This window comes from Pseudoalteromonas sp. SG41-5 (assembly GCF_014164495.1).
GTDB lineage: Bacteria > Pseudomonadota > Gammaproteobacteria > Enterobacterales > Alteromonadaceae > Pseudoalteromonas > Pseudoalteromonas rhizosphaerae.
Window position 1 is genome coordinate 1 of sequence record NZ_JACJFH010000030.1, and the last position, 12,632, is coordinate 12,632.

Genomic DNA, 12,632 nt, shown 5'->3' on the forward strand with positions numbered 1-12,632 from the left:
AGGTGCTAGGTGCTAGGTGCTAGGTGCTAAAAATATTAACCTTGTGGGTTTTTCCTGCAAGGTTTTTTTATACCTAAAACTTATCAGTTAATATTTGTGCTACACAGGACTCTGCAAATAAGTAATACTTAACATCATAAATAATTAGGTAATATTCATTTATGTTAGGGTTTTGGTACAGTAAGTCTCCGCAATTTGCAAAGGATCACAAAGATTTTTGCGAGCACGTTTAATCGCCCATTTTTTACTATTTTCAACAGCTTACTTTTTCATTTTAACAGTACTCAATGTTTTCTATTTCGAGCAATTAGACCTTGCCTTAATTGACTGTTTAGGACTTGTTATCTCATTAACTATTTATTTCTGGTTTTACAAATCTGGCAACGTTAATGTAACCGCATGGGCGGTTACATTAATGGCTAGCAGCTTAGCTATGTTATTTATAATTTCGGTAGGCGGAAATCCATTCTCAATATTATGGGCTACGCTTATCCCCCCTATTGCATTTTTTTTAATAGGCAGAAAACGGGGAAGCATCATCAGCGCAATTGCATTCTCTATTTGTGCATACTTAATTTATACACAGCAACAACAAACAATAACCACAGGGTTAGGATCATTATTTAACACTATCGAAGTCAGTATCGCTCATATTCTAATTTTTAGATTTTACGAAAAAACACGTTCGTTAGCGTATCAAAACTTATCTAACCTTAATGACGAAATTAAAAAGTTAGCAGAAACAGACAAGTTGACTGAGTTATATAACAGACAAAAATTTGATGCAGAGTTATCGGCATTAATAACTAAAAGCGAGCACTCTCAAACATCTCATTGTTTACTTATGTGTGATATAGACTATTTCAAAAAAATTAATGATACCCACGGGCATTTAGTTGGCGATAAAGTACTAAAAGAGTTTGCCCATCTGTTGCAGCAAAAAATAGGTGAGTAAGCGTTAATCGCTCGTTGGGGTGGTGAAGAGTTTGTAATAATATTACTCAACACTGCTTTGTTGGATGCAGCAAAGCAAGCGAATGAATTAAGGAGTTTAATTAGCTCAAATACAGTTGCCAATATGCCTATCACTATCAGCCTTGGGGTAACCGCTATACAAAAGAGTAATGATAGCGTTTTAAAAGTATTAGAGCGAGCTGATAAGGCACTCTACTTTGCTAAACATCACGGCCGAAATTTAGTTTGCATCAACGATAACAACGCACATGTTACCTGTTATGACACATTTTTAAAATTAGTCGACGATGATATAAACGAATAATACCAATCGACTTAAATATTTAACTATTCTAGCGCGCTAAATAAAGCGCTAACTGCGTTAGTAATTTTTCATGTAGAACAACTACATGTCAAAATTTCTGCCTTGTTATCACTGTGTTTTTCTGTCGCTATAAATGGTCAGTAACTTAAAACGATTGGTATAATCTGTGATTCGAGAACGGAAAAACTACGCATTTGAAAAACAAAAAACCCAGCCTAAGCTGGGTTTTTGATATTCATAGAAAACTAAAATTACTTGATTTTAGCTTCTTTGAAAAGAACATGTTTACGGATTTTTGGATCAAACTTTTTGATTTCCATTTTTTCCGGCATGTTACGCTTGTTCTTGTCGGTAGTGTAGAAAAAACCAGTACCAGCTGTAGAAACTAAACGGATCTTATCACGCATGACTCAGGTCCTTAAACTTTTACGCCGCGAGCACGGATTTCAGTAAGAACCGTGTCGATGCCTTTTTTATCGATAATACGCATACCTTTAGTAGTAGTGCGTAATGTTACAAAACGTTTTTCACTTTCAACCCAAAAACGGTGTGTTTGTAGGTTAGGTAGGAAACGACGTCTAGTCGCGTTTCTCGCGTGTGAACGGTGATTACCAACCGCAGGACGCTTACCTGTAACTTGACATACTTTAGACATGTCTATATATCTCCAATAACTTCGCTCGAGCTTAATTTGTCCCCTAGGCTATGTATTTTGTGCCCCAGGGATAAATCGAAGGGCGCTCTTTATACAGCTTATACAGGCAAAGATCAAGTGATTGATCTAATCCAACCAGCTCATGTGTAAATTTGATAGCGGCTAATTATAAAGATCGAATGCCCTTAGGGAAAGTAAAAACTGCATTTAAATTAAACTAATTTGCAAATAAGCACTAAACCGCTCATTTTTAACACGCTTAGTGATTTGAATACGCTTAAATCAAGCCTCGTTCTGCAAACGAAACACAATTATCTCCCCCAACAACGATGTGATCTAAAATATTTATATCGACTAATTGCAAAGCTTGCTGCAATTTAGTGGTAATTAATTTATCAGCTTGGCTTGGTTCAGCAATACCTGATGGATGATTATGAGCCAGAATAAGTGCCGCAGCGTTATTTTTTAAAGCCGCTTTGACGACTTCTCTTGGGTAAACAGATGCCGCATTAATAGTGCCATAAAAAAGTGTTTCTTCTTTAATTAAGCGATTCTGACTATCTAAATACAACACCATAAACACTTCTTGCTGCAAGCCTCGCAGCTCAATCGTTAAATAGTCATATACTGATTGCGGTGAATTAAATACTGCTTCGCGCTGGCATTGCTCCATCATATAACGACGACTCAACTCCAGTACTGCTTGAAGTTGCACAAATTTTGCTGTGCCCAGTCCTTTTTGTGCACAAAAATCATCGATTGATGCATTAAATAAGTTATGCAGTGTTTGATTTTGTGTCATTAAATGTTGTGCTAACTCAACTACATTCATGCCCGGCAAACCCGTTCGCAAAAATATCGCTAATAACTCGGCATCGCTTAACGACTTAGCCCCTTTCGCCAATAACTTTTCGCGTGGTCGCTGGCTACTTGGTAAAGAGGTGAGCTGCATTATTTCGTCCCTGAAAAATGATTTATAATTTAACTGTAATGCAAAAATAAAATTTCGCCTGTAAAACTGCGAATAAATTCCATATTAAAACTTCGTCCCCAAGGCAAAGATTTGCTATCGTTAGCGCATATCGACAAACAGTTTTATCAGAGTATGACAAAGTTAATGACCAATTTAGCGATAGAATTAGTAAATAAAAAAATTGTACTTGGTATCAGCGGTGGTATTGCCGCCTACAAATGCGCCGAACTTGTTAGACGTTTAAAAGATCATGGTTGTGATGTCAAAGTGGTGATGACTGAGTCAGCTAAGCACTTTATTACTCCGCTTACCATGCAGGCCGTAAGTGGTGAAATGGTCTCAGACTCTTTGCTCGATCCATCTGCTGAAGCCGCTATGGGCCATATTGAATTTGCTAAATGGGCTGATTTAATATTAGTCGCTCCTGCCACATCTAATATCATCGCAAAAATGGCAGTCGGCATTGCAGATGATTTACTCACCACTCTATTGCTGGCAACCCCCGCAAAAGTAGCAGTGGCGCCTGCAATGAATCAACAAATGTATGCCCACCCAGCAACTCAAGCTAACCTAGCAACTTTAAAACAGCGTGGCATTGCAATTTGGGGCCCAGGTAAGGGTGAACAAGCATGTGGTGATGTAGGTGCAGGGCGAATGCTTGAACCACATCAGTTAGTGGCACTATGCACGCAACCTTCGCAACCGCAACTACTAGCTGGTAAAACAATTACAATCACCGCAGGGCCAACTCGTGAGCCACTTGATCCGGTGCGTTTTATATCAAATCACAGCTCTGGGAAAATGGGCTTTGGGCTTGCACATGCGGCAGTTAGTTTAGGTGCAACGGTTAACCTGATTTCAGGTCCGGTAACAATTGCGCCACCACCAGGTGTAAACCTAATAAACATTGAGACCGCTGAGCAACTACTTGAACAATCACTTATTTTTGCTCCCAAATCGGATGCTTTTATTGGTTGCGCCGCGGTTGCCGATTATCGCGCCGCAGCGATAGCCGAGCAAAAAATGAAAAAACAAGGCGATGAACTGACTCTCACTTTAGTTAAAAATCCAGATGTAATTGCCGCAGTTGCTAGCCTTACAGAGGGTCGCCCATATACAGTTGGCTTTGCCGCAGAAACTCAAGATGTCGCAAGCTATGCGAAAGGCAAACTCAGCAATAAAAACCTCGATATGATCTGCGCTAACGATGTATCACAAACGGGCCTTGGTTTTAATTCAGATCATAATGCTTTAACACTGTTCTGGCATAATGAACAAAAAGAACTGCCCGTCGATACCAAAAGCGCATTAGCACTGAGTGTAATGAGTGAGCTTGCTAAACGATTGTAAAAAGGCTGGAAAGAAACTGAATAAAACATTAACATAGCCCTTATCGCTTGCTCAAAAAGTGAGTGATAAGTAGCCGCCAAAAGCTAAGTAAATAATTATAAAGAAAGGAATGTTCATGCCTGCGACAAAAAGAAGTAATCGCAAAGAGCAAATACTACAAGCACTCGCACAAATGTTAGAAACCAGCCTAGGTCAACGTATCACCACAGCAAAATTAGCTGCTGAGGTAGGCGTTTCTGAAGCTGCGCTTTATCGTCATTTCCCGAGTAAAGCACGGATGTTTGAAGGCTTAATAGAGTTTATTGAAGACACTTTGTTGTCGCGCATAAATCTCATTCTTGAAAACGAAAAAGAAACTCAAAGCCGTATCTATAATATTTTATTGCTACTACTGGCATTTGCTGAGAAAAATCCGGGGATCACTCGTATTTTGACCGGCGACGCCTTGCAAGGTGAACAAGAACGCTTGCGTGAGCGTGTACAAAGCTTGTTTGAAAAGCTTGAAACACAACTAAAACAAGTACTACGCGAGCGTAAACTTCGCGAAGGTAAAACCTTTCAAAGTGATGAGTTAACCATTGCCAACTTTTTACTTGCCTACATTGAAGGCAAGATGAACCAATTTGTCCGCAGTGACTTTAAAGCAAAACCTAGCGCGCAATTTGAAAAACAGTGGTTAGAATTACAAAAAATATGGCTTTAACTCCTAGCTCCTAAAATTATCAACCTTGTCGGTTTTCCTACAAGGTTTTTTTATAAATGTTACTTTCAACCTTTATTTTCGACCGCTTATCGTTTCTACTCGAATTGTTGAACAAACTCGTTATGATGATGCAGATGAAACAAAACGAGAAGTAACAATGAAAGCACAACTTTCACTACTCAGCGTAGCACTGGTTGCAAGCCTTGGCAGTGCCATGGCATCCGCAAAAGAGCCGCTACAATTTAAAGATGTATTCGATTTCAAAGCAGCTAAAACAACGCAATTATCTGAAAATGGTGAAGTACTGAGCTTTAGTGCAACCCCATACCGTGGCGATGCAACAGGCCAAGTCTATACCTTAAACAATAATAAATTACTTGCAGAAATTGAGCGCGGCACTAAACCTCAGATCAACAAAGCAGCTAACTGGGTAGCATTCACCCAAGTCCCTACTTTGCTTGAAAAAGAAACCACAAAAAAGAAAGACACCTTAAAAAACAATCTAGTACTCGTTAATACAATAACGGGGGAACAACAAGTTTTTGAGAACGTAAAAGATTACCAGCTCTCTGATGATGGTAACTGGTTAGCTTATCGCTTTGATGAAAAAGCAGATAAAGACGCTGATAGTAAAGATATTGATGACACAAAAAACACCGCTAAAACCAGTGAAATCAAACCTGATAAAAAAGATAAAGCGTTTGAGCTCATTGTTGTAAATTTAAAAGACAAAACAACTCATACAGTAAATAGCGTATTTAGTTACGCAATCAATACATTTGGCAGCGAGCTTCTTGTCAGCCAAAGCTATCCTGACGGTAACGATAACCAAGTAGCATTAATTACATTAAACCAAACATTTGATACGAGTGTATTAATTGATGAACCAGGCGTTGTTGCAAACAAAATAGTGTGGCATCCAACTAAGAATATTGCCGCATTTACACTGGGTAATTATGTAAATGACGATATGCGCCGTCGCGATCATCAGCTAAAACTGTGGCAAAACGAACAGCTTACAAATATTGCTGCTCCTGAAAAAGATTGGACTATTGGTAAAACAGCAAAATTGAGCTGGTCTGAAGACGGTGAACGCCTGTACTTTGAAAATCACCCTAAGTTAGCGGAAAAAATTAAAGAAAAGAAATACACCGATCAAGCCTCGTTATTTGATTACGATACGATACGCGACCAAAAAGGCCTTCACGTTTGGCATAACAACGATGCCGAAATTAAACCCCGCGAAGAGCAACAATGGAACGAGAGCAATAAAAATCGTCATTATCAAGCCGTTTACCATCTTAATGGCAAACAAGTTGCGCAACTAAGTAACACTGACATGCCAGATGTGGCACTCAATACCAACAATCGCACTGCGTTACTTGGCTCTTCAAATTTACCTTATCTTAAACGTATTATGTATGGCGGTTTTTTTGCTGACTACTATGCAGTCAATGTGCAAAATGGTGAGCGTAAAGCGATTATCAGTGATTACCCGTTTAGGCCCAGCCTATCACCCAGTGGACAATTTGCTGCTTACTTTGAAAATAGCCAAGTGCAACTCAAAGACTTAGGTAACAATAAAGTCAGTACCTTAACAACAGCGATTAAAGCAACGTTCGCTGATGATCAGCACGATTACCCTTCAACTCAACCGGGTTATGGTTTTGCCGGTTGGTTAACTGATAGCAGCCAAGTGCTGGTATATAGCAAATACGATATCTGGGCATTTGACGTTAAAACTCTCAAAGCCACACGCCTTACACAAGGCAAAGAAAACAACACGCAATATCGAGTCATCAAACTTGATAAAGACCAAGTAGGCTTTAAACAAGATGAAACTTTACTACTTAGCGCTACAAACTTACAGCAAAAGCAAACTGAAATAGCAAAACTCAATCTTGCTGATAACTCGATCAGCAAAGTATTAAGCGGTAAAAAACGTTTTGACGTGGTAAAAAAAGCTAAAAATGCCGATAAATACCTATTCACTGAGCAAACTTATCAGCAGTTCCCTGACTTTTATCAAACTGATTTTAGCTTTAAAAAGCCACAACGCGTTACTAACTTAAACCCACAAGTTAACGACTTTGCGTGGGGGCAAAAACCGGAGCTAATTAGCTATAAAGGCTTCGATGGTGAAGACTTACAAGGCGTATTGATAAAGCCTGCGGGCTATAAAAAGGGCGATAAAGTGCCAGTGGTGGTGTATTTTTACCGTTATATGAGTCAACGCATGTTTGATTTCCCTAAAATGGAATTAAACCACCGCCCTAACTTCCCAATGTTTACTTCGAACGGTTACGCGATTTTCTTACCTGATATTCGCTTTGAAATTGGTCACCCAGGTAAATCATCAACGCAAACCATGATCAACGCCACCCAAAAGCTGATTGATTTAGGTATCGCTGACCCTGATAAAATTGGCTTACAAGGGCATTCATGGGCGGGCTATCAAAGTGCCTTTATGATCACCCAAACTGATATGTTCAAAGCGGTAGTATCGGGTGCGCCCGTGTCAAACATGACCAGCGCTTACAGCGGTATTCGCTTAAAATCTGGATTAGCGCGTCAGTTCCAATATGAAACTGGGCAAAGCCGTATCGGTAAAACCTTGTTTGAAGCGCCAGAGCTTTACATCGAAAACTCACCGGTATTCTTCGCTGATAAAGTAAATACACCAATCTTAATTATGTTTGGTGATAAAGATGATGCTGTACCATGGCACGAAGGCGTACAGTATTATTTAGCGCTGCGCCGTGCAGGCAAAGATGCGACGTTTTTGCAGTATGAAGGTGAACCACACCACTTAAAGAAATTCCCTAACCAAGTGGATTTTTCAATTCGGATGATGCAGTACTTTGATCACTACTTAAAAGGCAAGCCTGCCGCTAAGTGGATGACCGAAGGCGAAGCTTTCATTGAAGAATAAGCTGAAGAATAAGCAGCCATAAACTAAAACGCCCAGCAAATGCTGGGCGTTTTTTATTTACCTAAAACTACCTAGCCCGCTGACGATTACCGCCAACCTTAGGTTTGGTATTGGCTTTTTTAAACTGGCTAAATCCGGTGTGACGACTAAGCGCTGGACGCCCGCCTTTACCTGCTTTAAGCGATTTTTCGTCACGGGTTTCTTCTGGCACTAAGCAGTTTGGACCTTTACCAATCAACTTAGCTTTGCCCATACTACGCAGTGCTTCACGGATCATCGGCCAACCTGCTGGGTCGTGATAACGCAATATCGCTTTATGTAAACGACGTTGACGCGCGCCTTTTGGCACCGGCACTTGCTCAGTATTATTTTTAATATTACGCAGCGAGTTCATCCCAGTGTGATAAATCGTGGTGGCATTAGCCATTGGTGACGGATAAAAATTTTGCACTTGATCTAGTTTAAAATCGTTCGACTTTAACCACAACGCCATGTTCACCATGTCTTCGTCTTTAGTGCCAGGATGCGCAGAAATAAAATAAGGGATCAGGTACTGCTTTTTCCCTGCTTCTTTTGAGTATTTATCAAAAAGCTCTTTAAACTGATCATATGCGCCCATGCCTGGTTTCATCATCTTAGATAATGGCCCGTCTTCGGTATGCTCAGGCGCTATCTTTAAATAACCACCAACATGATGGGTTACAAGTTCTTTGACGTAACGAGGGTCTTGCACAGCTAAATCGTAGCGAACACCAGAGGCTATTAGGATTTTTTTAATCCCCTTAACTTCACGGGCCTTTTTATACAACTCGATAGTCGGTGTATGGTCGGTATCCATATGCTTACAAATATCAGGATATACACATGATAAACGTCGGCAGGTACTCTCAGCTTTTTTGCTCTTACAACGCAGTTTATACATGTTAGCAGTTGGCCCACCAAGGTCCGAAATAACCCCAGTAAACCCTGGTACTTTGTCACGAATTTGTTCGATTTCTTCAATAATCGATTCTTGTGAACGACTTTGAATGATCCGTCCTTCATGCTCAGTAATTGAACAGAAACTACAGCCACCAAAACAACCTCGCATAATATTAACTGAGGTTTTGATCATGTCGTAAGCGGGGATTTTTGCAGTACCATAACTTGGATGCGGAACACGCTGATAAGGCAATCCAAACACCGCATCCATTTCATGTGTTTCAAGCGGATACGCAGGTGGGTTAACCCAAATAGAACGATCGCCATGGCGTTGGAATAACGCTCGAGCACAACCTGGGTTCGTTTCTTGATGTAAAATACGTGATGCATGAGCGTACAGTGGTTTATTAACACTCACTTGCTCAAACGCAGGTAGCTTAACGTAGGTTTTTTCCCAAGGTTTAGGACGCGCTGGCTGAATGGTAATTGGTTTTGCCGCTTCAGCTTGTAAATCAATACCCGCTTTTTTAAATTCGCTTTTGCTACAACCCACATCATCCGCACCATATGGGTTTGGAATTGGGTCAATTTTACCAATTTTATCAATCGCGGTGGAATCACTACCACGCCAGCCCGGTAATGGCTCTTTACGAATAACCGCCGTACCACGGATATCTTGAATGGTATCCATCGTTTCGCCGGCGGCAATACGATGAGCAACTTCTATTAATGGTCGCTCAGCATTACCGTAAATAAGAATATCGGCTTTGGCATCAAATAAAATACTACGGCGAACTTTTTCTTGCCAGTAATCATAATGGGCAATTCGACGTAAGCTGGCTTCGATACCACCTATTACAATTGGCACACCTTTGTAGGCTTCGCGGCATCGTTGTGAGTAAATCATCACCGCACGATCAGGACGCTTGCCACCCACATTACCGGGCGTGTAGGCATCATCATGGCGCATACGCTTTTCAGCCGTATAGCGGTTGATCATCGAGTCCATGTTACCGGCAGTCACACCAAAAAATAAGTTAGGCTTACCAAGAGCCATAAAGGCATCTTTCGAATCCCATTCTGGCTGAGCGATAATACCGACCCTAAAACCTTGTGCTTCAAGTACACGACCAATTACCGCCATACCAAAGCTGGGGTGATCTACATAAGCATCACCACTGATAATGATGATATCGCAGCTATCCCAGCCAAGGGCATCCATCTCTTCGCGTGTAGTTGGTAAAAATGGTGCTGTGCCGTAACACTCAGCCCAATATTTAGGGTATGAGAATAACGCTCGCTTGGCTTTAAGTGCGCTCATATAAAGTAACCAATTGCTTTAAAAAAGGTCGCAGAGTATACCCGAATTAATCACCAAGCGATATTAGCTATTTACACTGGCATCAAACATAATATTATTTTTTACTTTCAATATATTGAATAAGCTCAACTTCAGGCATCGGTTTAGCGTACATAAAACCTTGCACTTCATCACAACCCAATTGCTTAAGAAAATCAGCTTGTGCTTGTGTTTCAACACCTTCTGCAATCGTTTTTAATCCGAGCTGCGCGCCAAGAGCTATAACCAGCTTGGCAATTGCGCCGCTGTCTTTTTCGGGTAAGTCTTTGACAAATGCACGATCTATTTTCAACCTATCCAACGGTAACTTTTGCAAATAACTCAGTGATGAAAAACCAGTACCAAAATCATCTATCGCCACTTCAATACCAAACTCTTTTAGATCTTGCAGTGTTTCAATCACCATCGAGAGATCATCCATCACCACACTTTCGGTAACTTCTAATTCAATATTTTTTGGGTTTACCTGATATTTTCGCAAAGTATCTTTGACTTGTTGTGCGTAGCCTTTTACCTTAAATTGCGGTACCGACACATTGACCGCAATACAAATTTCAACACCTTGAACCTCAAGACGTTTTTGCTGCTGACAAGCCTGCTCCAATACCCATTGACCAATCTCAACAATTAGCCCGGCATCTTCAGCAAGTGGTACAAAAATCGCAGGAGAAATATAGTTACCTTGTCCCGATGGCCAACGTAGTAATGCTTCACAGCCTTTTAATGACAAATCACTAAACGCCAATTGCGGTTGATACCATACTTCCAATTTATTATTTTCAAAGTCTTGGCGAAGCTGGCGAATAATCCCTAATCGCCAAGCCATTTGCTCTTCCATATCGGGTGTATAACAAACAGCATTCCCCTGATTACCTTTTTTAGCGTGATTGAGTGCAATATACGCAAGCTTAAGTGTTTCAATACCGGTGGTTTGAAAGTCCAGTTGCTCGCACAAACCAATTTTAAAATTAACCGGTAACAGATGCTCTGCTGCTGCAAACGGTAAGCTTAAATTTTCACTTAATTCGTTTAGATCAAATCCATCGCGCTCAATTAAAAAACCAAATACATCTGCACCAATCCGTGACAGTAATTTAGCGTTTGGGTATTCTTGTTTGAGTCGCTCAACGATTGATGTAAGTAAGTGATTACCCACTTCTTGACCCAGACCATTGTTGATGTCTGAAAAATGAGCGACATCAATTAGAATAAATAGATACTCGTTACTATTTAATCGATGATACTTTTCAATTTGTTCAATAAAATCAGTTCTATTGGCAAGACCTGTTAACACATCTTTGTAGGCTGCATCTCTGAGTTTATTAAAAAGTCTGACGTTATCTAAGCCTACACTGACGTTTGTTAAGAAAATTTCAGCAAATTGCAATTGTGTTAAGCTTGGTTGGCTAACGTACTCTAAGTAAATAGCAGCCTGACGATTTTTACTTTTCAATAAAAACGTAGTGTCGTGCTCAGTGTGCTGATGTTCGCCAAACTCAAAACAATTTTGCACTTGCAAAATAATCCGCCCATCATCAAGTTGTTCTACACCTTGGCCAATAAAAGCACTAAACTCAGCGCAACCACCCAACACTTGAACTTGATAACTATCATCCAGACTGCCACACACAACCCCCCTTGGCGCACAATCTAAAATTACCGAGAGCTGCTTAATCACCGCCATAGTAAATGCTTTAATGTCGGTAAAACCTAAAATTGCCTTTGAGGCTAACAGAATATTATTTAACGCTTTGCTTTGATATTCAAGTTGGCAAACTTGTTCGTATGAGCGAATAGCTGTAACTAACGAGGTAACTAGCTTACTGCGGGTAAGTTCGGTTTTAGTTTTATAATCATTGATATCATATTCTCGGATCACCTGTTCTTCAGGCGCATATCCAGGCTGACCCGTTCGTAAGATAATTCGTACGTTATGATTTTTCAGCGTATCACGTACCTCTTTAACTACTTTTAAACCCGCATCATCGGATTCCATGACTACATCTAACAGTAATACCGACACATTATTAGTATTAGCTAACACTTCAACTGCTTCAGCGCCAGAATAAGCATGATGAAAACGCAGTGTTCTTCCCCAAAACTCGACGCCTGAGAGTGCTAGTTCTGTTACAGTGTGAATTTCAGGATCGTCATCAACAATCAGAACATCCCAGTAATCTTTGGGCACAACCTCTTCATGAGGCTCATCTTCATGGTTAAAAAACAAAAAATCATTGTGTTCTGACGTCATTCCAAATCCTTTAAATTCAAATATTACGCGCCATCATTTAATATTGAGACAATTCAGTTATTGACTAATAAGTTATCACTATTTAACTTATGATACAGTATTAATGTCGATGATTAATGAATATTGATTTACAGATTATAGTCGATATTCAGCAGCTTGCTGTGCGACAGTGGAATTTATAATTTAAGGAACAGCCATTAATATTTTA

Annotated in this window: 8 protein-coding genes and 1 pseudogene; 4 read left to right on the top strand and 5 right to left on the bottom strand. The window is 40.1% G+C overall.

Annotated elements, in window-relative coordinates:
- Positions 1 to 217 precede the first annotated feature (217 nt).
- Positions 218 to 1,279, top strand: a pseudogene (locus H5232_RS09820) (GGDEF domain-containing protein).
- A gap of 251 nt (positions 1,280 to 1,530) precedes the next feature.
- Here H5232_RS09820 and rpmG read toward each other — a convergent pair.
- The 3 genes from rpmG to radC form a co-directional block, all read right to left on the bottom strand.
- Complete coding sequence (rpmG, locus tag H5232_RS09825; RefSeq protein WP_004335545.1) at positions 1,531 to 1,686, bottom strand: 50S ribosomal protein L33; 156 nt, start codon at positions 1,684 to 1,686, stop codon at positions 1,531 to 1,533.
- Positions 1,687 to 1,697: 11 nt separating this feature from the next.
- Positions 1,698 to 1,934: a 50S ribosomal protein L28 gene (gene rpmB, locus H5232_RS09830; protein ID WP_004335549.1), complete on the bottom strand. Its 237-nt coding sequence runs from the start codon at positions 1,932 to 1,934 to the stop codon at positions 1,698 to 1,700.
- Positions 1,935 to 2,211: 277 nt separating this feature from the next.
- Entirely contained in the window at positions 2,212 to 2,886 is a 675-nt protein-coding gene (gene radC, locus H5232_RS09835; protein WP_169020545.1) for a DNA repair protein RadC, read from the bottom strand.
- Between the two features lie 153 nt (positions 2,887 to 3,039).
- On the opposite strand from radC, the gene coaBC reads away from it, so the two are divergent.
- From coaBC to H5232_RS09850, 3 genes are all read left to right on the top strand, one after another.
- Complete coding sequence (gene coaBC / locus H5232_RS09840; protein ID WP_404936400.1) at positions 3,040 to 4,257, top strand: bifunctional phosphopantothenoylcysteine decarboxylase/phosphopantothenate--cysteine ligase CoaBC; 1,218 nt, start codon at positions 3,040 to 3,042, stop codon at positions 4,255 to 4,257.
- 115 nt (positions 4,258 to 4,372) lie between these two features.
- Positions 4,373 to 4,960, top strand: coding sequence for a nucleoid occlusion factor SlmA (slmA, locus tag H5232_RS09845; protein WP_182718344.1), 588 nt, complete (start codon positions 4,373 to 4,375; stop codon positions 4,958 to 4,960).
- 157 nt (positions 4,961 to 5,117) lie between these two features.
- Positions 5,118 to 7,892 carry a prolyl oligopeptidase family serine peptidase gene (locus tag H5232_RS09850; RefSeq protein WP_182718345.1) on the top strand — a complete coding sequence of 925 codons (2,775 nt, stop codon included), beginning with the start codon at positions 5,118 to 5,120 and terminating at the stop codon, positions 7,890 to 7,892.
- Positions 7,893 to 7,959: 67 nt separating this feature from the next.
- On the opposite strand, the gene H5232_RS09855 is transcribed toward H5232_RS09850, so the two are convergent.
- Entirely contained in the window at positions 7,960 to 10,134 is a 2,175-nt protein-coding gene (locus H5232_RS09855; RefSeq protein ID WP_145234682.1) for a YgiQ family radical SAM protein, read from the bottom strand.
- Between the two features lie 94 nt (positions 10,135 to 10,228).
- On the bottom strand, positions 10,229 to 12,424 hold the full coding sequence (locus H5232_RS09860) for an EAL domain-containing protein (RefSeq protein WP_182740731.1): 2,196 nt from the start codon (positions 12,422 to 12,424) through the stop codon (positions 10,229 to 10,231).
- Positions 12,425 to 12,632 lie beyond the last annotated feature (208 nt).

Excerpts from the sequence above, each read along its gene's own strand:
- rpmB (WP_004335549.1), bottom strand. The coding sequence starts at position 1,934 with ATGTCTAAAGTATGTCAAGTTACAGGTAAGCGTCCTGCGGTTGGTAAT.
- coaBC (WP_404936400.1), top strand. The coding sequence starts at position 3,040 with ATGACAAAGTTAATGACCAATTTAGCGATAGAATTAGTAAATAAAAAA.
- radC (WP_169020545.1), bottom strand. The coding sequence starts at position 2,886 with ATGCAGCTCACCTCTTTACCAAGTAGCCAGCGACCACGCGAAAAGTTA.
- rpmG (WP_004335545.1), bottom strand. The coding sequence starts at position 1,686 with ATGCGTGATAAGATCCGTTTAGTTTCTACAGCTGGTACTGGTTTTTTC.
- H5232_RS09850 (WP_182718345.1), top strand. The coding sequence starts at position 5,118 with ATGAAAGCACAACTTTCACTACTCAGCGTAGCACTGGTTGCAAGCCTT.
- slmA (WP_182718344.1), top strand. The coding sequence starts at position 4,373 with ATGCCTGCGACAAAAAGAAGTAATCGCAAAGAGCAAATACTACAAGCA.
- H5232_RS09855 (WP_145234682.1), bottom strand. The coding sequence starts at position 10,134 with ATGAGCGCACTTAAAGCCAAGCGAGCGTTATTCTCATACCCTAAATAT.
- H5232_RS09860 (WP_182740731.1), bottom strand. The coding sequence starts at position 12,424 with ATGACGTCAGAACACAATGATTTTTTGTTTTTTAACCATGAAGATGAG.